Genomic DNA, 22,947 nt, shown 5'->3' on the forward strand with positions numbered 1-22,947 from the left:
CGCTTATTGTCCTGATCTGCTCCTGGATACGCATATCCAGACCCCTTGGGAAAATAATACCAGAAAATGCAAAAAGTTATGATGGCAGGCGCAGAGGTGACTGATTAAACGAAGAGAAAAGTTCGGTGTTTATCACGTTCTTTTTCATACTCTTCCTGCATTTTGTAATGCCACACATGAGCACTTTAAAAAAATGCTATGTCAGGCCGCATCATGTCGTTTCGATCTCGATACTAACCTTAGCGTAAAGCGGCGCGTTGTGAATAATATATTTCGATTCCAAAACATTAATTTTTTGTTTTGTATTTTAATAGTTTTTTGAAAATCATCTTATACTTAATATAATATTTATTTATACTAAAGGTATAAGGAAAATTATATCATCACTATAAGAAAAACAGAAGCAATGAGACGGTATAATTAAAGCAGCTTTACGCTATTGCTGCGAGCTGCTGTCTGAGGCCACTACACAGCCTGTGCCGATCAGCGCCCAAAAGCTCATATCAGCTAAAATTTTTTGTCATGAAATAAAAAAAACGGCCACTACCTGAACAAACAGATAATGGCCGCCGGTTAAGTCATATACGAAAGATTTTTCTTATCTTTATTTCGTCTGACCCGTAAGATTTTCAAAGTTCTCAGGCTTCACTGTCGTAATGCCGCCTGCTGCTGCAGGATGATGCAGATTATCATATTGCAGCACATCAAACGTCATAGTCTGATCTGGTGTTGGCAGCATCTTATCCTGCCAGCCACCACCCAGTGCACGCACCAGCCTGACAGTAGACTGTAAAGCCTGGCTTTGTACCTGCGCCTGATTGATACGGGCATCAAGCGTGCTGACCTGCGCAATAAGAGCCTCAAGGTAGTTATCAGCGCCACCTTTATACAGCACCATTGTCAGTTTCTGTGTCTGCATCGCAGCCTGCACAGCCTTTTTCAGGCGGTCATTTTCACTGCGCAGACGTGCTGTTACTGACATACCGTTTTCAACATCCTTAAAGGCGTTCAGAACGGTCATACGGTAGTTATCACGCGTTTCACGGTAGCTCGACCAGGTGCGCTGCAGCTGCGCACGGCGCAGCCCGCCCTCAAAGATCGGCATGGTGACCGAGGCACCATAGGTCCAGAAACTGTTGGCAAGTTTAGCAAGGTCAAAACCGTTCGCGTCAAAACCACCCTGCGCGTTAAACGACACATGCGGGTAGAACGCTGCACGGGCAATACCAATCATGGCATTGGCCTGAGCCATTTCACGCTCAGAGGCTGCCACGTCAGGACGACGCTGCAGAATTTCTGAAGGCAGACCTGTGGGAATAACCGGCTCTGCATCGCTCAGCTGGTCAACCGGCACGATATGGAATGCTGAGGGTGAAACATTCACCAGCACAGCAATCGCATGCTCCATCACATCGCGCTGTGCCTGCACATCAAGCTGATGTGCTTCTGTCATGTAAAGCTGATTTTGAGCACGGGCAACATCAATACCAGTGGCGTTCTGATTTTGCAGACGCACCTCGGTCATCTTCAGCGCCTGCTTATAAAATGCAATCGACTGTGTGTAGATGGCATTCTGTGCATCAAGGCCGCGCAGTGCAAAATAATCTGTTGCGAGGTCAGCCTGAAGGCTTAACCGGGCAGAAGCATATTGTGCAGCAAGCTGCTGTGCATAGTATTTCTGTGAGCGGACACGGTTACGAATAGAAGACCAGAGATCAGGCTCCCAGCTCGCAATACCCCCATAGAACTCATCAGTCGCTGTGATCGGCCCCTTATAACGAAACAGCCTGTCAGCAGAGCTTTTATTATCACTGCCACCAAAAGAAAGACCAAAATGCGGCAGCAGGTCAGAGCGCGCTTCCATCACGATGGTACGGGCCTGGGCAAACCGTTCAGCCGCAGCCTGCAGGTCACCGTTACTGGTCTGGGCCTGTGTTTCCAGCGTGTTAAGCGTGGGATCGTTAAACAACGCCCACCAGTCAGAACGCAGAGCGCTGTCCTGTGGCTGCGCGACATGAAACAGCCCCTGCCCGCGCCATGCGGCAGGAACAACAAATTTAGGGTCTTTATACGTGGGGGCCAGGTTACAGGCCCCCAGCATCAGTGCTGAGGATAGTGCCACCCCTCTCAGGGCGGCACGTTTTTTGTTACGACGTAAAGAAGATAAGCTCATTCGTCATCATCTCCCGCACTGGCTTCGGCCTTAGCATTGCCACCTGTTGTCAGGTAGCCTTTTTCAGGCACACTCAGATGTACCTTCTGGCCTTCGAGCAGGTCAGCCGGCGGGTTATCAATCACCTGATCACCTGGCTGCAGCCCTCCGTCAACCTCAGTGTAGGAGTCAGACATACGTCCGACTTTAATGTTTCTGAAGTGTGCAATATCCTGCGCATCAACAATAGCAACCTGCATTCCGTTTTCCTGGAACACCAGTGCCCCTGTCGGGATCGTATAAACCCCGGGCTCTGACGGTGCTGTCAGCGCAACAGTAGCAAATGACCCGGGCCAGAGCTTCTGGTCATTATTATCAATCGTGAACTCCGTTACGGCAGTACGGGTGTTGGGGTCATAACCTTTAGCAATAGTCAGGAACTTTGCCGTAAACACCTGATTAGGATACTGCGGCACTGTCACTTGTGCGGTCAGGCCAGGCTTGAGCATGTAAGAGAACACCTCAGGCACAGATACGAACAGACGCATCTCGTGCGTATCAGCCACCGTAAAGAGTTCGCTTGCACCGCCATTATCACCAATGCCGCTGCCCGCGCCAACATAGTCACCCACGTTGACGTTACGCGCCGTTACGACACCATCAAATGGTGCAACAATGGTCTTAAACTTCTCAAGTGCAGCAAAGTGGTCAACGTTTGACTGTGCCGCTGCCAGAGCAGACTGTGCCGCCCGCTCGTTAGCATTCTGCACCGTGACTGACTGCCCTGAAACAGCCTGAGACTTACCCATGTTCCGCCAGCGGGTTGCTGTCACTTCAGCCAGGTTATATTTGGCCATCTGCACCTGCAGGTCAGCTTTGGCCTGCGCGTACTGGGCATCAAGACTTGGTGCGTTGATTTCGGCCAGAATATCGCCAGCCTTTACCGTCGAACCATAGTCCTTATACCACATTTTTACATAACCGGAGACCTGGGCAATCATCGGTGCCTGATACCAGGCATTAATATTACCAGGCAGGGTCAGAGAGACCGTATCAGGGGCCGGTTTGGGCTTAACCACAGCAACATCAGGAATGTTTGCTGTCGTTGCAGCCACATCAAGTTCGTGCTGGTTGTGCATACGATGCGCCACCAGGTAGCCACCATAGACAAGAAATGCACAGAACACGGAGCCAGCGAAAAGCTGTGTTTTTGTGAAAGCGGGCATCAGACAGCCTCCTTCCCGTTTTCGGAAGCCTCACCAGTCTCATGACCGTGTGGCGTATCAGAGTTTTTGTGAAAAATGGCGTAAACGCAGGGTACGAACAGCAGGGTGGAGATCGTTGCAACAATCAGCCCGCCGATAACAGCTTTACCCAGTGGTGCATTCTGCGAGTTACTGGTTGCCATAGGCACCATACCGATAATCATGGCAGACGCTGTCATGATAACCGGACGGATACGACCAAAGCCGGCTTCAGCCGCAGCTGTGATCGCTCTGCCATGAATAGCAAACCGTTCCTTTGCAAAGGCAACCACCAGAATGGAGTTCGCTGTTGCCGTTCCCATGCACATAATAGCCCCGGTCAGTGCAGGCACTGAAAGGCGCGTCTGTGTCAGGAAGAGGCTCCAGGCGATACCGGCAAGAGCACCTGGCAGTGCGGAGATGATAATGAACGGATCAACCCATGACTGGAAGTTCACCACGATCAGCATGTAGATCAGCACAACCGACACAATCAGACCGAAGATCAGCTCGTTATATGCCCCGTGCATGGTTGTGGCCTGACCATGAATGTCAACCACGGCACTGCGGGGCACATCACCTTTCGTCTGAGCAATAACCTTATTAACGCCGGCCAGAACTGAACCCAGATCTGTGCCCTCAGCAGAGACATAAATGTCAATGTCAGGCATGGAGTTAAAGTGAGATACCTGCCCTGGCGTGCCAATTGCTGACACATCACTGATAGCACCCAGAAGCTGCATATCTTTACCGCCCGGGTCACCATCGCCTTTATCAACCGGAATAGTCAGCAGGTCATTATAATGAGTCAGCTGGTCCTGAGAGACATAGACGTTGAGCGGGAAGGTAATGCCGGTTTTAGGATCGAGCCAGTATTGCGGATCAACCGTCTGACTGCCTGAAAGGGTCATCAGCTGGTTGTTAGCAATATCAGCTTCAGTCATGCCGGTAGCCTGACTGAAAGTACGGTTGCCCTTAACAAACAGCGTTGGTGTTTTCATGGTTTGCTGAATAACAACATCAGCAGCCCCTGGCACACCGCGGAGTTTATTGACCAGAATACGGGCATAGTCATAGTTTGCTCTCAGCTCTGGTCCTGATACCTGGATATCAATCGGAGCTGGTGAACCGAAGTTCAGGATTTTCTCGGTCAGGTCAGCAGGCTGGAAGGTGAAAACACTGCCCGGAAAGTTAGCAGAAAGTTTGTCACGCAGCAGAGCACGATAATCCCATACCGGAGATTCGCCGTCTTTAAGAGAAATCGTCAGGTCACAGTCCTGGGTTCCGATAGTTGGTGTCGGAATAAAGGCCTGGTTATGCGGCCCTTCGGGCAGACCACAGTTATTGATAATGCCAGACACTTTGCCAGGCAGCAGAGCATCGATACGGTTATCAACCAGAGAGACGATACGCCCTGTTGTTTCGATACGTGTGCCAAGAGGGGCACGCATGTGCATCTGAATCGTGCCAGACTTGACTTCAGGGAAGAAGTCCTGACCGGCAATAAGAAACAGCCCCAGAGACAGAACCGAAGCCCCCAGGAAGCACGACACAAACAGTTTACGACGCACGAGAATACGCTCAAGGAAACGCCCGTAAGCCAGACGGAACACATGGAACGCATGCTCAAATTTGTTCTGAAACTTACCAAAGAACCCTTTAGGCAGTGCCTGATGCTCATCACCATGTGCACCGGGATGTACCTGACCGGCGAGCAGATATTTGGCCATTGTCGGCACGAGGGTTCGTGACAGAATGAACGAGGCAAGCATCGCATACACAATGGCTTCAGCCATTGGCATGAACAGCCAGCCGGCAACACCACTCAGACGGAAGAGCGGGGTCCACACAATACAGATACACAGAGTTGAAACCAGGGTTGGAATAACGATCTGGTTTGCAGCATCAATAATGGCAGGCTCGAGGTCTTTTCCTTCTTCAAGATGCGTGTCGATGTTTTCAATCATCACGGTCGCATCATCGACGAGAATACCAACGGCCAGAGCAAGACCACCCAGTGTCATCACGTTGATAGTCTGACCTGACAGAAGCAGGCAGATAATCGCACTGAGAATAGCCAGCGGGATCGACGTTGCAATAATAACTGTTGAACGCCATGACCCAAGAAACAGCAACACGACAAGACCTGTGAGGATCGCGGCTGTCACCATCTCACGCACAACGTCTGTAATCGCTTCTTTCACGAAGACTGAAGCATCACTCAGCACAGAAATGTGCACGTCAGGCGGAACAATTTTCTCAATACGGGGAAGAAGGGCTTTGGTCTGTGCCACAACATCAAGTGTTGAAGCATCACCACTTTTCATGACAACAATTTCAACACCCTGACGCCCCTGGACAAGCACCAGGTTGGTCTGCGGGTGGCCACCACGATACACGTTAGCCACGTCATGAACGTAGATAACAGCATTACCAACACGCTTAACCGGAATATCACCCAGCTCTTTCATTGAGCGCGGTGTCGCGTTGGTCTGCACCATCCAGTCAGTTCTGTGAATTTTCTGGTCACCGGCCGGCAGCACGATGTTCTGCGAACGCAGAGCGTTCTGCACATCCATGGCTGACAGATGATGCGCCTGAAGCTGTTTCTGGTTCAGCGCAACCATGATGAAGCTGTCCATACCACCGTAAGCCTGAGGCAGAACCGCACCAGGCACCGTCACAAGAATAGGACGGATACGTGTCATGGCAATTTTAAACAGATCAGAAGGGGTCTGCTTCTGTGAGGTAACCTGAAGCGCAAGAACAGGCACTGAAGAGGCCTCAAGCTTCATCACCATCGGGGCAGGAATATTTTCTGGCAGCTGCTTGATCACAGTCTGCGAGATGGCGGTCACCTCAGCTTCTGCTTCCCCAATATCTGTTCCGGGCTGGAAGTAGATATTAACAATGCTACGGCCGTAGTACGTATTACTCTCCATGTGCTCAATGCCCTCAACAGTTGAGGTAACATTCAGCTCGTAGTTATAGGTAATACGGCCGGCAAATTCCTCTGGCAGCATCCCGCCATAGGTCCATACAACCGACACAACGGGAATACGGATATTGGGGAAAACGTCTGTCGGGGCCTTAAGCAGGGATAAAATACCAAAGGCCAGAATAAGTATAGACAGAACAACAAAAGTATAAGGTCGCTTAAGCGCCGTTACAACAATGGCATTCATGCGGTTCCTTTCATGCGAAATTACTCGGTGCAGCGCAAATTCAAGAGCAAAAACGTAATTGTGAAGTGCTATCACATATGCCGAAAAAAATTACGGGCAAATTAAAAAAAATACAGATTAGTAATATGAGGCAAATATGTGAAGGGTATACTTATTGTTGCGGCAAAAAAGACACTTTTTCGCCACAAAATTATAAAGAAAGTGCCATATTATTCTTAAAAATTACATTAAGATATTAATTAAATTCATTCATATTATGTAATATTATAAAAACGTTACTTTTAGAAAATATTCATAAAATCATTTTAAGTCGGGCCATATTCCGCCACAATCCACTATAAGGTATATGAAAAATGTCTGTATTTTAATATTTTCATACACCAGCCCTTCCTGACAGCCGGCAAGGCAGAGCGGCACGTTTAAAAAAGCCGAATCGTACCCCCTGCAGGTATTGCTTTCTCATCGCGCACGATGAGCCCGGTATAATTTTCATGATCTGCGCAACGGGTTTGCATTGCACAGCCACTGGCCGCACAGGTATAGTAAACGCTCACCCCCTGCTGAACACGGCAGGTGTTTTTTGTTTTCTCTGGCACAAAGAGAACAGGCAATGGCAACAACACAAAAAGCCTGCTGCTTCAGGCCAGAGCCATATGGTCCTGCTGCCGGCACCCCCGTTGCATGGCAGGGCCGGGTTTTAACCCTCTCATGGCTGACCATTGTTTCTGCCACTCTTCAGGCTATGTTCTTTATCAGGGCGCAGGCTGAACAGATGCGGATGTTCTGGCCGGCCTGCACCGTGACTGCTATATTCAGTACAATAGTTTTTATGATTATCTGTTATCATACACCAGCAGATGGCTGGCGCTGGCGTCAGGGGGAGACTTATCGTATGAAAGACGTTACCCCCGCTGAGGAGAGACCAGGCGCTTCATGAACTCTACACTCAGAGGTCCGTCATCAGACCAGGAGCAGCGCGAGCCGCGCCTGAACACAGGCAGAGCTGCGTCTTCAACCCTCGCCGATGCGGCATTTACCGATTTTGCAACACGTGAAGGCCTGCACACAACAGGCACGGCTTTGCCACGCCCTGCCAATGTACAGGTGCCTGGGGTTATTACCGGGCTTATGCGCAAAGAGCGCTATGCCGACACCACCCTGGGCCCTGTACTGACTGCCTCACTCATCGCTCATGTTGTTCTGTTCACGGCCCTGCTATGGAAAAGCGCACACCATAACCACTCCGGCAGCAAAGAGGGCATTGATCAGCCCTCCGTTGAAATGGTGTTCAGCAAACCTCAGGGCAGCTCGGGCATGACCGGTGAACCCTCGCCTGACATGGGCAGCGGCAATAACGGAAAAACCGCCAGCACTGCCGGCACAGCTGAACCAGAGCCTGATGCTGCCCCTCCTGCTCCGGCTGTCACACAACCTGAAACACCTTCAACCCCGCCCCTGCCCCCTTCTGATGACGGCCTGCCTCAGCCCACTCCGGAAGAAAAGCAGCCGGTAAGGCCTGCTTTTACGCCGGCCGGCAAAACACCTAAAGCAACAGGCAAAACGCCATCTGCCTCGCCATCACACAGACGCCCCACACACCACCAGCAGAAATCACCCTTTGCGAACCCGAAAGACCTCTCGTTTGATGAAGCCCCTGCACCAAGGCGCAGAACCACGGGGCGGCCGGGCGGGTCACGCGGGCCTATCGACCTTTCTATCGGGCCAATGGTGGACCATGGGCAGCTCAGCGGACAATATGCCTCACGCGCCTCGATCAAAGGGGTCAGCGATGATTATGCTGAGCAGATAAGCTCCTGGATCGAACGCCACAAATACTACCCGCCTGAGGCCGCCAGCAATGGTGAAGAAGGCCCCTCCTCCGTGCATGTTATCCTGGACAGAACAGGCCGGGTGCGCGCGGTGTACCAGACCAGCTCGTCGGGTTCATACTATCTTGATGCTGCCACGACAGGAATGTTCCGCGGGGCGCAGCTCCCTCCGGTACCGCCTGACATGAAGGGCAACCATTTTGATATTGATATGACGATGAACTACTTCCTCATCCGGCGCTAACAGCCGGGAGGAGGATCTTTCCTGACTGAGAATGTTACTAAAATATGTGAGTAATACGCATATTTTCATATATTTTAGTATGACATTACCCAACCCGGCCTGTGCAGACGCGGCAAACTCTGCTCACTCTCAGCTGTTTGCCCGCCAGAAGGTATAAAGCGCCTCCGGCAGGTAAAGGGTCTGACGCGCACGGGTGCAGGCCACGTAAAGCAGGTTAATCTCCTGGTCACACTCTTCCATCCGGCGGGTCAGATCGCGCGCTTTGCGGGCGCGGGCACGGGCTGAGCCGGTTGTCTCCTCCTCCAGCTTAAACCGGCGGGCAAGCAGCTTCTCACGCCGCTGTGCCCACTCTGCCGGAGAGAGGAAGTCATCCAGCATCATCACTGTCTCAAACTCGCGCCCTTTTGCCTTATGCGCCGTTGAGCAGATCAGGCTGACCTCTTCAGGGTCATCACGGTGCAGAGACTGAATAACCCCGATTTTTGTATCAAGGTCGCTGCCATGCTTTTCAATAATCGTGACCAGCTTGCGGGCCATGGGGTCGGCCGTGTCACCCTCACGCGCGGCGAGCAGTTCAGCCCATGATGAAAATGGCAAACGCCCCTGCCCGGCCTGCGATGGCGGTGCACCGATACTCTGACGATACAGCGATAAAGCTGCCCGAATATCCTGCACCATATCCTGTATGCCTCCCAGAACATGAAACGGGCGGTCAATCAGGGCCAGGCTCTCAAACAACCTGATATTGGTGCGGGCCATCACCAGTGTCTCGTGCGAGGGGCGGATTTTACCCTGATAAAGATGAATGGCACTTTTAACGGCCGGGTTACCATGCAGCGGGTAACGCGGCGGCACAGAGTGGCAGGACAGCACGCGCGACGCGAGCTGCGCCACGGGCTCACCAAAGCGCCAGCTGCGGCTGAGGGGCAAAGCTGGCACATGCAGGGCCGACATGGCATCTACCGCGCCACGAAACGCAAAAATAGACTGGTGCGGGTCACCCGCCGCTACCACCGGCAGACCTGATTTTTCGAGAATAGAAAATAAAACCGGGTTCAGATCCTGGGCCTCATCCACCATGATGTAATCATAGCCGGTTATCTGCCCCTCCATCTCGAAACGTTTGAGATACACATCATGCGTGATGGGAAAATCATGACGTTCATAACGCATAATGTAGCGAAAGGCCTCAGCCACAAATGTGCGGATATCACGGTTACGGGCCATATCCTGCTCAGGGCAGTGGGCCTGTGTCAGCTTTGTACCTGCCGAGACCAGAAAGGCTGACAGGGTTTGCAGGGCAATGCCGGCACTGCCAGGCGGAGCTTTAATACCAAGCTCTTTTTCAAGCTGGCGCACATGGCGGGTCGTGTAACGGCCTGTGAGCCGTGAGCGCTCAAGCGAGCCGATATTCAGCGCGGCAAATGCATAAGCATGGGCTGTGCGGGCCTCAACATGCCGGCCAAAACGCCCCCTGGCCTCGCGCGCAATCGAGGCATTAAATGCCAGATAAAGCCCCCGGTAGCGGGCCCACTGCGTGCTGAACATGACCAGCGTACTGGTTTTGCCGCACCCGGCACCGGCCACAACCTTAAAACTTTCGGTCGGGCTGCGGGCTATGACCGCAGTCTGCTCAGGCGTGCATGTTATCATTACTCTTCCGCTTGTCGTATAAACCAAAGGCCGCCACAGGCTACGCGCAGCAAAACGCCCTTCAGATAACATTCCTGTTTTCAAAAACAAACCAGCTTTACAAAAAACGTCTCTGACCTTTACAAAAAGGCAGTATATCCCGCAGGTCATGCACCTGCCCTGCGTCATTTCAGGCGGCTGTCTGGTCAGAGCATTGTCCCTGCTGCCCTGTTATGGCCGTCACACACTCAGGAGCATTCGTCCTTATGCCTGAAACATCCCCCGCCCTTCCTGCTGGCATCCCCACCATCCGCGTGGTTGCCATGCCCAGCAATACTAACCCTGCCGGTGATATTTTTGGCGGGTGGATTGTCTCTCAGATGGATCTTGCCGCCGGCACAGTGGCAGCCTTTCGCTCCAATGGTCGTGCCACAACGGTTGCCATTGACAAACTGACCTTTCTCGAACCTGTAGCGGTCGGGGATGAAGTGAGCATTTATACTGAGATCACCCGTGAGGGGCATACCTCACTGACCATTCATGTGCAGACATGGCGCCGCGCACGCCACACCCACAAAACAAGCAAGGTCACAGAAGGCGACTTTACCTTTGTTGCCCTGGATGAAAACCGCCGCCCGCGCCCGCTGCCTGATATGGACAAAATTGACCCATCTGCCGGCCCTGTCGGCATACGCAAAAAAGACTGATAAAAAAACAAGATACAGCAACAAAACCACAGATGACCGGCCGGAGCATCTGTGGTGCGTGCATAGCTGACTTCAAAATACGCATTATCCTGCTCTGGCACTTCATATCAAAAACAGGCTATGAGCTAACGACAGGAACCGGCAGGCTATTCTGACCGGTAAGGGCGTATGCCGGCACAAACCACATGCAGCCCCGACAGATATAGTCAGCGCAAAGAGGCACAACAGAGATGAAACACTGGCAGATTGATCAGCTACCCTGGGATCAGTTTGACCCCGCAAAAGTTGACCCTGAGTTGCTCAAGGCGGTAAAAGCTGCCTCGGTTGTAGAGCGTAACAGTGTCGATTATGCCATTTATCTCAACAACGTCTTCTCTGATGACCCGGACTTTAAACAGGCGGCTGATGAATGGGCTGTTGAAGAAATTCAGCATGGTGATGCGCTGGGCCGCTGGGCTATGCTGGCCGACCCGGAATGGGACTATCAGGCTGCCTTTCAGCGTTACCGCGACTTTTATCACATCAACCTTGAGGTCGATACCTCTATCCGTGGCTCACGCACCGGGGAGCTGATTGCCCGCTGCATGGTGGAAACCGGCACCTCATCTTTTTACTCAGCCCTGGCTGATGCCACTGATGAACCCGCCCTGAAAGCCCTGTGCCGCCAGATTGCCGCAGACGAGTTCAGACATTTCAAGCTGTTTTATGACCATATGCACCGCTATCTCAGGCGGGAGAACATCAGCACATGGCAGCGCGCACGCATTGCCCTGGGGCGGATTACCGAAAGTGAGGATGATGAGCTGGCATCGGCCTATCACACCACGAACGAGCCTGAAAATATGCCCTATGATCATAAACGCTGCATTGCCAATTATATGGCACGCAGCATGAAGTCATATAAACCGCAGCACCTTAAGCGTGTCACCAACATGGTGTTTAAAACCATTGGCCTGACACCGCACAGCAAAATTCAGAGCGTTGCGTTCTGGATTACCGAAAAACTGTTTTTCAGCCGTCAGGCAAAATTTGCCCGTATGGCCGGACTGCAAAGAAACTGACCCGCATGCCCTGCGTTCGGGTCTTTCAATCGCTGATCAAAGGATGGTCTCATGTTTAGTCATGTTACCCTGGGAAGTAATGATATTCCCCGGTCTAAAGTTTTTTATGATGCGATCATGGCCGCACAGGGCGCGCAGGCTTTGCCTGCTCCTAAACCGGGTATTCTTGTCTACGCCCTTGATGGCCAGATGCTGATCATTACCACCCCCATTAACGGGCAGCCTGCCACTTATGCTAACGGCGGCACAATTGGCCTGCGCATGACCAGTGCTGACCAGGTTGACGCCTGGCACAGGGCCGGGGTGATAAATGGTGGTGTTACGGCTGAGAACCCGCCTGGCATACGACACACCCCCATGGGTGACATGTATCTCGCTTACCTGCGCGACCCGGATGGCAACAAACTCTGCGCCATTTATAACGTGCCCTGAGCAGCAGGCTCGTATAGCCAACAAGGAAAAGAATATGTTCAGTCACATTGCTCTGGGCAGTAACGACCTGGCCCGCACAAAAATTTTCTATGATGCGATTATGGCCGTTCAGGGTGCTGAAGTGATGGATACGTCAAAAAAGCCAGACCGGCTGATGTATATCCATAATGGTCAGCGCATTATTCTGATCACCCCGATTAACGGCCAGCCTGCCACCTGCGCCAATGGTGAAACCCTGGGCCTGGCCATGACCAGCCCTGAACAGGTCGATGCCTGGCACAAAGCCGGCACTGAGCACGGAGGGGTGACAGCTGAAGACCCGCCGGGTGTGCGTCACTCCCCCATGGGTGACATGTATCTCGCTTATCTGCGTGACCCTGACGGCAATAAGCTGTGCGCTTTTTATAAAATGCCCTGAAGTAAAAAAAGATGCTGCCGGGCCTGAACATGGCAGCATCTTTCGTTCATATTGAAAACCTGGCCCGGTTATCAGTCCGGGCCACCTCTGCCAGATATTTTTATAACTAATGATGAGAAGCTGTTTCTTCTTTTAAGATAGAAACTGTCCTGAACGAGGCTTTATCGAATTTCTTTTCGAAAAGGATCGTAAATTTCTTATCGAGAAACATCTCCTGCGAGAGACGCATTCTGATTTTACCGCTTGATGTTTTCATCAGGTTTCCTTTCCTGACAAATGCAACCGTGCATAAATTGACACGCCAGGTTCTGAAAATGATTTGTGCCAGGGCACCAGCTCTGGCGCGCAATGCGTCATTATCATCAGCTGTATTTTCGACAATAACAAACAGCTCCTGGTCACCGCCATGCACAATCTGATCAAATACAATAGTATTGGAAAGCGTTACGTCAGGGTCTGCCAGCCCAAGGGCTGAAATAATATCCTCCACATCAAAAACCTGCTGACTGATCTCAATACGGTTATCAAACCGCCCGACAACATAAAGCTGGTCTTCGAACAAAAATCCTCTGTCTCCGGTTTGCAGGTAATGCCCCCTGTCACCTTTGCCGGTATTTATGACACCGGCCGGAAACTGTGAAACATAACCAGGGGAGACACTCTGACTATGCAGGCAAATTTCTCCCACCTGCCCTGGCGGAAGTATCTCACCGCTTTCGGGGCGGGTAATAGCCACGCTGCCAGCCTCAGCCACCCGGCCACATGACGCAATAAGCCGTTCATCGAGCGTATTTTGAGGGGGAGCAACCACACCAAGCGACAGATTGCTGCGCGAAAAAGACCCGAATGTAATACCCTGCCCGCGCTCACCCGCAGTCGCCATCAGCGTGGCTTCAGCCAGACCATAGCAGGACGAAAATGCAGTCTTTTTAAAACCGGCAGCAGCAAAATGCTGTGCAAATTTATCCATCGTGCTGCGCGAGATATATTCAGCACCATTAGAGGCCAGCTGCCAGCGGGATAAAGACAGACCAGCGGCCTCCTCTGCTGAGATACGGCTTATACAGGCGTCATAAATAAAGTTCGGTCCGCCTGAAATGCTGGCCTGATACTTACTGATTGCGCTGAGCCACCTTACAGGTTTTTCGAGCACCTTCTCCGGCGGGAGTAAAACACACTGAGCCCCGACCGCCAGAATAATCAGGGCACCACCAATAAGCCCCATATCATGCGTCAGAGGCAGCCAGTTTACCCCGCAAAGGTCGGCCCGCGTAAAGCTGAATGCCGTAACCTGTAACGCAATATTATGGGACAGATTACGATGCGTAAGCACCACACCTTTAGGGTTACTGGTTGACCCTGAAGTATATTGTATCAGGGCAATATCATCTTTTTTCCGGTCAGGTGTTACCAGTGTATAAGTGGCAGGTATAACGTCTGTAGGGATCCATAAAAAACCTGCACCAAGCATCTTACCTGTAAAATGCTTCTGAAATTCACTCAGAATAACTTTAGGCCCGATAACGGCCACAGCCTGAGAATCTTTCTGCACATGTGCAAAACGCTCAAGCACATTATAGGACCTGGGATAAACCCCCGACACCGGCACCATACCCGCTGTCATACACCCCATAATGCCACGAATATAATCGAGGCTGCTATCATACAGTAAAATAACCCGCGAACCACTTCTGAGCACTCTTTTCAGCCAGGCACCAAGCCGGAATGAAAAGTCCTGTAATTGTGAAAATGTCGTGCTGTCAGTCTCATTTTCACCATCCCCAAGAAATTTATACACTTCATGATCGGGTGTTCTGTGACGATGATAAGCTAATGCATCAACGAGTGTATTTTCGCCCCAGTCAATATAATATTTTCCATTATTTTCTGAACAAATAAATTTTTTAACCATAATCACTGCCTTGCAGCTACTTCATAAAAGTACACTTTAATACTTTCATGACATCATACAAGTAACCATAGATTTCAAAATGTATAACATCACTTTATATTCTGCATATTCAACGTTTAATGCATACGCGCTGACCGTTGCTTCCTCTCGTTCAGCACCATTTCGGTCAGCAGTACTCTGTCAGGATTACCGGCGTCATCAAGGGGAATCTGATCAACCCAGATAACCGTAAGCGTTGGCATGTTTTCATAAATATCATGCATTTTTCTGGATAGTTCAGAAATATCAATCTGCTCATGACATATAATAGCCACATAGGGCATATGCACACCACTGGCATCGGGCACAGCAAAAATACATCCGTCCTGAATACCCGGGTAAGCCTTACAAACCTCATCAAGGCGTGCAACTGAAAACTTATCCCCCCCAAAAGAAATAAGGTTATCAGCACGGCTCACAATAAACAGTTCTTTTTGATTATAAATACGCCCTATATCACCGGGATAAAACCAGCCATCAACAAAACGATCACTGAAATATTCTTCAAGATAGCCTCTATTCAGTGTATCGCCCTGTATCCGTAAAAGACCGGCGACATTCCCCTCTTTAATTTTTTTATTATCCTGATCGACAGCCTCAACGGTCATCCACGGTACAATAAAACCAGCACTTTCAGGCGCCAGTCCGCCGCGCACACTCCTGACAGCAACAGCCCCGGTTTCTTCCGTCCCGTAAATAACATGAATTCTGGTACTCAGGCCTGCTCTGGTTTTCTTCTCAAGTTCCGGTGGCAGCGCGCCACCAATAACGATAATTTCCACCGTGTCATCAGGCCTGCTGAGTGGCGGCAGCGCTGAGACCAGAATTTCAAGATGCAGCGGAGAGAGAATAAAAACCGAAGGCCGTTCCCGCCTGAAAAGATAATGTATATTTGAACGGTTAAAGAAGTTCAGGCACCCGCCGGATAAGATAGCGGCAAGACGGATCTGAAAACCACTAAGCAGATCAATACCGAGAAAGCAAAAAACATCGTATTTATCTGCACTTCTCATTTCGTTAACGCTCTGTATCAGACGATGAATATTCTGATGAAAGTTCGTGGCATCGATATAAATTTTGCGCGCGGTGACATCAGTTCCCGCAGCAACTGACACACGACAGATTTCGTCAGGAGAGCGTTCGTCGCTGGCAATTGTCTCCATATGCAGTGTTGACGGAAAACTCAGGCCAGAGAACTTAACAGAGGGAATATCACCTTCATACGAATCATCTGTTAAAATCAGATCAGGTTTTGTCAGCTCAACATAACTTCTGAACATCGAACCAAACCCCTCTGGCAGAGAGACCGACGCCACACCAAGCATATCAAGTGCAAAAATAATAACGAGATGATTGTACTGGCTGGCACATTTCACACCAACCAGTGCACAGCCTGCCTCTTTAATTTTTCCCAGCGCATGAGCAACATGGACGATATTCTGATGAAATTCGCCATAACTCCACTCACGCGAGATATCTCTGAAGATAATCTCACCAGAGGTATTTTTAAGTTTATCGTGTATAAGATCCATAAGCATTGAAATTACCTTTTGTAAAAAATAAAAAGGAAAATAATAATATTTTAAGTCTTTTTTACTTAAATTTATTCACCCTCAGAAGACGTTATATTTTTTACATTGATACGATCGAGAATAAATTTCGACATATTCTCAATAGTGTTATCTTTTGCCAGGTGCAGAACAGAAATTTCAACACCAAGCTCATTTTTCACTGAGGTCTGCAACTCAACTGCGGCAAGAGAATCTATACCCAGCTCAGACAGGCGCGCAGTCGAAGCAATATCTTCAGGTTTGACATGCGTTGTCTCTGAAATAAGTGCTTTCATCTGCTCAATGACATAGGGCAGACGTTCTTTATCAGGCAGCCTGACAAGCCTTGCGAGCCGCTCACTGGTAACGGCATTACCAAGACTATTCAGAATAACCTGTGAAAAACGCAGCAAACGTGTGCTGGTGCGCGCAGATTTACTCCATTTTTCCCAGTCAATATCCATATAACCCAGGTCGGGCAGGTCAAACGACAGCATCACCGGCAGGGCATCAAGCGCCTGGCGCGCTGTAATGCTGCGCAGCCCCACCATTTCGAGGGTTCTGGCCGCAACATCATTGCGGCTCAGCATACCCACATCAGCAATGCCACCCCAGTCAACAGTCAGAGAAGGCAGGCCACGGTTAAAACGGTTCCACGACAATGCATTCAGCACAGTGTTAGCCGCCATATAATTGCTCTGCCCGATATTACCCAGCATGGTCGTGGCTGATGCATACATTACAAAATAATCAAGCGTCATATTCTGCGTTTTTTTATCAAGCAAAACCGCAGCTTTCGCTTTTGTGGTCATAACCTTTGCAATTTTTTCCTGCGTCATGTTAACGACAAGCGCATCATCAAGCACTGCCGCACAATGGAAAACCCCTTTAATGGGAGGTAGTTTTTTCTGTGCCTGAGCAAAAACCATATCAAGGTCTTTTTCACTGGCACAATCAGCTGAGAAATACAGCACACTGGCATCACACTCTCTGAGGAAAGCCAGCTTCTCTGTCACATCCTCATCCGTTTCAGGGCGGCGGCCGACAAGCACAAAATGTTTAGCCCCCTGGTCGAGCAGCCACTTAACAGTCGCAAAACCAAAGCCACCAGCGCCGCCCGTGACCAGATAGGTCACATCAGACCTGACAACCGGCTGCCTGCGTGGCAGAGGATAAGCTGTAACATCCTCAAGCTTTGTGTAATCAACAACAACTTTACCAATGTGAGCGGATGATGCAAGGAAACGGAACGCATCAGCCACCTTAGCCGCCGGATAGCCCGTAACAGCCGGCAGTTTAATAACGCCCTGCCTGTGCAGCTGCGCCATTTCTTTCATCAGCTCACGCACATCCTCCTTCTGCTCCAGCATCATCCGGTCAAGGTCGAAGGAGAAGAACGCCATGTTCTGATTAAATGGCATAAGCGGAAGACCATTATTTTCGATAATGTCTTTTTTGCCAATTTCAACAAAGCGGCCATAAGGGGCAACAACAGCCACACTATGCGACAGCGCATCACCTGGCAGAGAATTGAGTACAACATCAACGCCACGCCCCTGCGTCACGTCACGAATGCCCTCCGCAAACTCCAGCGTTCTTGAACTCCAGACCTGCTCACACCCAAGCTCTTTAAGGTAAGCGCGTTTGGCTTCACTGCCAGCCGTTGCAAAAATACGGGCACCAATATGCTGCGCAATATAAATGGCTGTCATACCCACGCCACCTGTACCGGCATGAATAAGCACAGTCTCACCTTTTTGCAGGCGGGCCAGTTTAACCAGCGAGCAATAGGCTGTGGCTGAGGCAATCGGCAGGGTTGATGCCTGCAGATAATCAACATCGAGCGCATCGAGCGGGTAGCTGATCATCTCACTGGCAAGGGCTACCAGATGGGTCGCAAAACCGCCGGGCCATGAAATAACATAGCGTTTACCAGTTTCATAACCGGTAACACCCTCACCCACAGCAACAACTTCAGCCGTCGCTTCAGAGCCCATTTCATGACCATGGAAGGTGCCATCCATAATGCTGTCAGGCAAAAGGCCTGTTGCTTTAAGAATATCTTTAAAATTAAGAGCTGTTGCCAGAATACGAAACAGAACCTCGTCTTTTTTCAGTTTCGGGCAGACAAACCGCTCATAGTGCAGTGCATCAAAGGCAGCCCCCTTAACTGTTTCCAGGCGCACGGCAACAAGAGCACCATTTTCATCCCTCTCATCAGCCGAAAAGGGGAGAAGCTGCGGCGCAGGAGGCTCCTCACTGCGCTGCAGGCGGCCTGCAAAACGCGCCTGCGGGGTGAGAAGAACGTCGTCCTCCATCTCCTCAGGGTCTTCACCATTGAGAATTTCTGCACACAGCGCGCGCATAACATCCTCATCCGGGGTAGTGCCAATATCTACCAGCTTAATCGAAAGATTACTTTTTTCAGCCTGTATCCCACGCACAAAACCTCTGACAGCAGCCTGGTCAGGGGCCAGTGTTTTCCCTTTTTCAAGCGGGTAAGGCGTTACAGCCCCTGAGGTGAGAACATGCACAACACAGCTGCGCTCACGCTCTGTTTTTTCAATAACGGCATCAAAGAAGGTTTTAACCTTCCACAGCTCGGCAATACCAAGATCTTCTTCATTTTTGTCAGCAACATAAATGATGCTGTTATAAAGCTCAGGGTCAATACTGCCCGGTGCCGGCTCACTGATCTGCTCAGCCTCAACCGCATAAAGCGCAAGCTCTGCGGCCACACGCTTTGCAAGTTCTGAGGGGGCACCACAGATAATCACCTTCTTCTCTTCAAGAAGGATGTTTTTATCCTCTGTTTTTACCCACGCATTACGATAAATTTTACGCCGCAGGTCATCATTGCTGCGGGCTGCTGTTCTGATCGCTCTGGCTGTGAAATCTTTAATCTCGGCAACCAGCTCACCGCTTTCTGTGACAATCAGAATATTACCCTGAATGTCAGAGGCCGTTTTCTTTGTCAGCACACAATGCACACGCACCGCTGACAGGCCCTTGTGATACAGCCTGACCTGACGAATGCCTGTTGGCACAAACAGCGTACCTTTTGCCGTGCCATAACCTGCGGCAATCAGCGTCTGAAATGCGCCGTCCCACAAAGTGGGGTGCAGAAAATATTCATCAGCTGCCCCCGCATGCTCGTCAGCCAGCTTCAGCGCAGAGCGTGAGATTTTATCCCCGATATCAAGACTTATGATTGTCTGAAAAGACGGACCATAAGCAAAACCATACTCTTTAATTTCTTCATAAAATTTCTGAGGCATGACCGCATGCAGCACGCTGCCCTCTGCATAAGGCAATGTCACCTCAGGGGCAGCAACAGGCCAGGGCGCGCTGCTCAGAATTTTCATCGTCGCGTGCGGCACCCAGGTACTGTCATCATCATTTATATCACGCGAAGCCACGGTCAGACTGTGATCTGCCGGGTTAAAAACCCAGCTCATCTGCACATCTGCCAGCCTGTCATCGAGCAGCAGGGCTTTATCAATCGCAATATCTTCGAGAATAACCTCGTCAGTCTTCTCGCGCACAGCATGAAGTGCAACAGCACCTTCGATATATCCTGCGGCCGGGAAGAGGCACAGATCATCAATCTGATGGTCAGGCAGCCAGGGCATATAGTTTGTGTTTACACTGGCAAGCCAGGTCGGCAGAGACGCAGGGGCCTGCATGCCTAAAACCGGGTAGATAGTCTCGTCCAGCCTGTCCTGACGGGAGAGACGTGTCTCCACCCAGAAGCTTTCACGCGTCCAGGCGTAATGTGGCAGCACAATACGGTCACCACCGCTTACACGCGCCCAGTCGGGAGAGACCCCCGCCATAAACAGATGCGCCAGGGTGCGGGCGATAAAGGGCTCGTCATATTTTTTTGTATCAACGCAGCTCAGAATGGTCGCATTGCCGGTAACAGTTCTGGCCACATCACGCAGCGAACTGCTCAGAACCGGCTGCGCGGCAATTTCGATAAAAACACGGGCTCCATCTTCAGCCAGAGCTTCGACCGTGTCACTAAAACGCACAGGCAGGCGGGTATTGTCATACCAGTAGGCTGCATCATGACAAAAAGCATCATCACACCGGCTGGCCGTAACCGTAGAATAGAGCGGATATACCGGCCGGCTGAAGGGGGTAGCGGCAATATCTTTCTTAAACCCGGCCTCAATCTTCTCCATTGCAGGGTTATGATATGGCAGCTCAACCGGCAGGAATTTACTGAAGATTTTATTCTTCTTACAGATATCAGCAATAATACTGAGAGTTTCTTGCGGCCCTGACAGCACGGTCAGGCGACTGCTGTTTACTACAGCTGTGCAGACACCCTGACCAAAACGAGAAACAAAGCGCTCCTCTGCCTCCTCCTGATTCAGCCCCACGGCCAGCATCGTACCCGTGCCAGCCAGCGTGCTCTGATGCTGGCTGCGATAATAAGCAATCGTCACCGCATCTTCGAGGGTCAGCACGCCTGCCGCACAGGCTGCCGCAACCTCACCCACGCTATGACCTGTAACCGCAGCCGGGGTCACACCATAAAAACGCAGAGCTTCGAACAATGTCATCTGCACAAGGAAAATAGCAGGCTGGGCGAGCTGCGTTTTATGCACTTCGGCAGCATGCTCAGGTAAGGAGAGGAACTCTGTCAGAGAGAAGCCAAGCAACTTAGCAAACAGGGCATCGCACTTCTCAGCCATTGCACGGGCCGGTGCCGGCAGGTCATGCGACAGCAGAGCCATCATGCCCTCAACCTGTGAACCCATACCAGAGAACACAAAAACCGGGCCACCCATGGGGTTTTCGGCCTGTTTTCTGCCCCTGACAACAGCGGCACTCTCAGCACCGGCGGCGAGCGCGTTCAGAGCAGCAGCAGCTTCATCACGGGTTTTAGCGAGCACCGTTGCATAATACTCAAGGGGTGTTCGCGTTGTTGCCGCAGAGAAGCACATATCCGCCAGATCGACAGAGCTGTCAGACAGCAGAGTCGCATAACTGGCTGCAATTTTTTTCAGTGAGCTTTCGGTAAATGCCGTAACAGGCAGCAGGTAATGCCCCTCAGGGCGCTCTGCCTCGTCATGCTGTGCCGTAACGGTTTTTGTTTTTTCAGGGCAGGCCCGCAAAACAGCAACAGCATTTGTGCCGCCATAACCAAAGGAATTAACAACAGAATAGATATCTTTTGCCGTATCAAGCGCGACCATATCCTTAACAGGAACACGCAGATTCAGCTCATCAAACGGAATATTTTTATTCAGAACTGTCAGATTCGCCTGCGGGGGCACCTGTGCATTTTTCAGGCACAGCACGGCTTTAATCAGCCCCGCAACGCCTGCGGCCCCCTCAAGGTGCCCAAAATTCGCCTTCATAGACCCCACAAGCAGCGGCCTGCCTGTCGCTTTACGGGCCTGCCCCACAGCACGCCCCAGCGCACGGGCCTCAATCGGGTCACCGACCGGGGTGCCTGTGCCGTGGGCCTCCGCATAGCCTACCGCGGCAAGGTCGATGTCTGCACGTTCAGCCACGCGCTCAATCAGGTCTGCCTGCGCTTCTTCATCGGGCATTGTGAGTGAGAAAGTATGCCCGTCCTGGTTCACACCCGAAGCGGCGATTACACCATGGATAATATCGCCATCACGCACCGCATCTGCCAGGCGTTTAAGCACAACTATGCCACACCCCTCTCCGCGGCCATATCCGTCAGCATCATCAGAGAAACTTTTGCAGCGGCCATCCTTCGAGATAAAATGGCCTTTTGACATCGTGATCGATGCTGAAGGCGCGCCCATAATGTTCACCCCGCCAGCCAGCGCCAGGGAGGTTTCGCCATGACGCAGACTGACGCAGGCCTGATGAACCGCCACAAGAGACGAGGAACACGCCGTGTCGATCGACATTGATGGCCCATGAAGATCAAAATTGTAAGAAAGGCGTGCGGCAAGCATGGTGGCAGAGGCCGCTGTTGCGGCGTAATGATCGCGGATAAGCGGGCGGCTGTCAGATGAGCCGCTGACCACAAGCCTGTCGAGCGAGAATGACCCCATATAAACACCGGTCTGCGACCCGGCGAGCGAACCTGGCAGAATGCCGGCGTTTTCTAACGCCTCCCACGCGACTTCAAGTAAAACGCGCTGCTGTGTGTCAATAATAACGGCTTCACGCGGGGAAATACCAAAAAACAGCGGTTCCATATCCGCGAGTTTCTGATCAAGGAACGACCCGCGCTGCATATAGGTTTTACCTGGCGTGTCATAATCAGGCGCATAAAACCGCTTTACGCTCCAGCGATCAGCCGGAACACCGGAAGATGCATCACCCTGCTGGCAAAGAAATGTCCAGAACTGCTCCGGCGTCTCTACAGATGCGGGCAGCCGACATCCTATCCCGATGACAGCAATGTCCTGATCAGTATTCACGAAACCTAACCTCCTGTTTTACAGAGATTCCTCCTCTGACGGGAGGATGGTATTATTTAAATAACATTTTTTTAATAAAAATTAAAATGGCACATACTAATATGTGCCATTTCTTTTATTTCA

General features: G+C 51.0%; 13 protein-coding genes. 6 read left to right on the plus strand and 7 right to left on the minus strand.

The genetic code is table 11. The features are described 5' to 3' along the window. Window positions 1–604: 604 nt before the first annotated feature. Genes HK25_RS07435 through HK25_RS07445 form a run of 3 tightly spaced genes read right to left on the minus strand, consistent with a single transcriptional unit; the run spans window position 605 to window position 6,581 of the window. Window positions 605–2,173, minus strand: a complete 1,569-nt coding sequence (locus HK25_RS07435) for an efflux transporter outer membrane subunit (RefSeq protein WP_086554796.1) — start codon at window positions 2,171–2,173, stop codon at window positions 605–607. After that, window positions 2,170–3,378 (minus strand): efflux RND transporter periplasmic adaptor subunit, encoded by a 1,209-nt coding sequence (locus tag HK25_RS07440; RefSeq protein WP_086554795.1) that lies wholly within the window; start codon window positions 3,376–3,378, stop codon window positions 2,170–2,172. The genes HK25_RS07435 and HK25_RS07440 overlap by 4 nt, the downstream gene beginning before the upstream one ends. Continuing rightward, the gene (locus HK25_RS07445) at window positions 3,378–6,581 is read right to left on the minus strand and encodes an efflux RND transporter permease subunit (protein ID WP_086635827.1); all 3,204 of its coding nucleotides are present in this window, start codon (window positions 6,579–6,581) and stop codon (window positions 3,378–3,380) included. The genes HK25_RS07440 and HK25_RS07445 overlap by 1 nt, the downstream gene beginning before the upstream one ends. A gap of 610 nt (window positions 6,582–7,191) precedes the next feature. On the opposite strand from HK25_RS07445, the gene HK25_RS07455 reads away from it, so the two are divergent. Further along, window positions 7,192–7,518, plus strand: a complete 327-nt coding sequence (locus tag HK25_RS07455) for a hypothetical protein (RefSeq protein WP_086635829.1) — start codon at window positions 7,192–7,194, stop codon at window positions 7,516–7,518. Continuing rightward, window positions 7,515–8,654 carry an energy transducer TonB gene (locus HK25_RS07460; protein ID WP_086554792.1) on the plus strand — a complete coding sequence of 380 codons (1,140 nt, stop codon included), beginning with the start codon at window positions 7,515–7,517 and terminating at the stop codon, window positions 8,652–8,654. Before HK25_RS07455 ends, HK25_RS07460 begins: the two co-directional genes overlap by 4 nt. A gap of 129 nt (window positions 8,655–8,783) precedes the next feature. Here HK25_RS07460 and HK25_RS07465 read toward each other — a convergent pair whose 3' ends face one another. After that, window positions 8,784–10,307: a UvrD-helicase domain-containing protein gene (locus tag HK25_RS07465; RefSeq protein WP_158092799.1), complete on the minus strand. Its 1,524-nt coding sequence runs from the start codon at window positions 10,305–10,307 to the stop codon at window positions 8,784–8,786. 245 nt (window positions 10,308–10,552) lie between these two features. Here HK25_RS07465 and HK25_RS07470 point away from each other — a divergent pair, with 245 nt between their 5' ends. The 4 genes from HK25_RS07470 (at window position 10,553) to HK25_RS07485 (ending at window position 12,904) form a co-directional block, all read left to right on the plus strand. After that, window positions 10,553–10,993 (plus strand): acyl-CoA thioesterase, encoded by a 441-nt coding sequence (locus tag HK25_RS07470; RefSeq protein ID WP_086554790.1) that lies wholly within the window; start codon window positions 10,553–10,555, stop codon window positions 10,991–10,993. 230 nt (window positions 10,994–11,223) lie between these two features. Beyond that, window positions 11,224–12,054 carry a ferritin-like domain-containing protein gene (locus HK25_RS07475; protein ID WP_086554789.1) on the plus strand — a complete coding sequence of 277 codons (831 nt, stop codon included), beginning with the start codon at window positions 11,224–11,226 and terminating at the stop codon, window positions 12,052–12,054. Window positions 12,055–12,105: 51 nt separating this feature from the next. Next, entirely contained in the window at window positions 12,106–12,486 is a 381-nt protein-coding gene (locus tag HK25_RS07480; protein WP_086554788.1) for a VOC family protein, read from the plus strand. A 34-nt stretch (window positions 12,487–12,520) separates the two neighbouring features. Beyond that, complete coding sequence (locus HK25_RS07485) at window positions 12,521–12,904, plus strand: VOC family protein (RefSeq protein WP_086554787.1); 384 nt, start codon at window positions 12,521–12,523, stop codon at window positions 12,902–12,904. 106 nt (window positions 12,905–13,010) lie between these two features. On the opposite strand, the gene HK25_RS07490 is transcribed toward HK25_RS07485, so the two are convergent. The 3 genes from HK25_RS07490 to HK25_RS07500 all read right to left on the minus strand — a co-directional run bounded on the left by HK25_RS07490 (window position 13,011) and on the right by HK25_RS07500 (window position 22,824). Continuing rightward, a complete protein-coding gene (locus HK25_RS07490) occupies window positions 13,011–14,816 on the minus strand; it encodes an AMP-binding protein (RefSeq protein WP_086635831.1) in 1,806 nt (601 codons plus the stop codon). 116 nt (window positions 14,817–14,932) lie between these two features. Then, window positions 14,933–16,387, minus strand: coding sequence for an AMP-binding protein (locus HK25_RS07495; RefSeq protein ID WP_158092936.1), 1,455 nt, complete (start codon window positions 16,385–16,387; stop codon window positions 14,933–14,935). Between the two features lie 71 nt (window positions 16,388–16,458). Continuing rightward, the gene (locus HK25_RS07500; RefSeq protein ID WP_086635833.1) at window positions 16,459–22,824 is read right to left on the minus strand and encodes a type I polyketide synthase; all 6,366 of its coding nucleotides are present in this window, start codon (window positions 22,822–22,824) and stop codon (window positions 16,459–16,461) included. Window positions 22,825–22,947: the final 123 nt, after the last annotated feature.

Source organism: Acetobacter sp. DsW_059 (assembly GCF_002153695.1).
Lineage (GTDB): Bacteria > Pseudomonadota > Alphaproteobacteria > Acetobacterales > Acetobacteraceae > Acetobacter > Acetobacter thailandicus.

Coding starts and splice junctions, on each gene's coding strand:
- HK25_RS07440 (WP_086554795.1), bottom strand. CDS start 3,378: ATGCCCGCTTTCACAAAAACACAGCTTTTCGCTGGCTCCGTGTTCTGT.
- HK25_RS07445 (WP_086635827.1), bottom strand. CDS start 6,581: ATGAATGCCATTGTTGTAACGGCGCTTAAGCGACCTTATACTTTTGTT.
- HK25_RS07470 (WP_086554790.1), top strand. CDS start 10,553: ATGCCTGAAACATCCCCCGCCCTTCCTGCTGGCATCCCCACCATCCGC.
- HK25_RS07455 (WP_086635829.1), top strand. CDS start 7,192: ATGGCAACAACACAAAAAGCCTGCTGCTTCAGGCCAGAGCCATATGGT.
- HK25_RS07460 (WP_086554792.1), top strand. CDS start 7,515: ATGAACTCTACACTCAGAGGTCCGTCATCAGACCAGGAGCAGCGCGAG.
- HK25_RS07495 (WP_158092936.1), bottom strand. CDS start 16,387: ATGGATCTTATACACGATAAACTTAAAAATACCTCTGGTGAGATTATC.
- HK25_RS07490 (WP_086635831.1), bottom strand. CDS start 14,816: ATGGTTAAAAAATTTATTTGTTCAGAAAATAATGGAAAATATTATATT.
- HK25_RS07485 (WP_086554787.1), top strand. CDS start 12,521: ATGTTCAGTCACATTGCTCTGGGCAGTAACGACCTGGCCCGCACAAAA.
- HK25_RS07475 (WP_086554789.1), top strand. CDS start 11,224: ATGAAACACTGGCAGATTGATCAGCTACCCTGGGATCAGTTTGACCCC.
- HK25_RS07480 (WP_086554788.1), top strand. CDS start 12,106: ATGTTTAGTCATGTTACCCTGGGAAGTAATGATATTCCCCGGTCTAAA.
- HK25_RS07435 (WP_086554796.1), bottom strand. CDS start 2,173: ATGAGCTTATCTTCTTTACGTCGTAACAAAAAACGTGCCGCCCTGAGA.
- HK25_RS07465 (WP_158092799.1), bottom strand. CDS start 10,307: ATGATAACATGCACGCCTGAGCAGACTGCGGTCATAGCCCGCAGCCCG.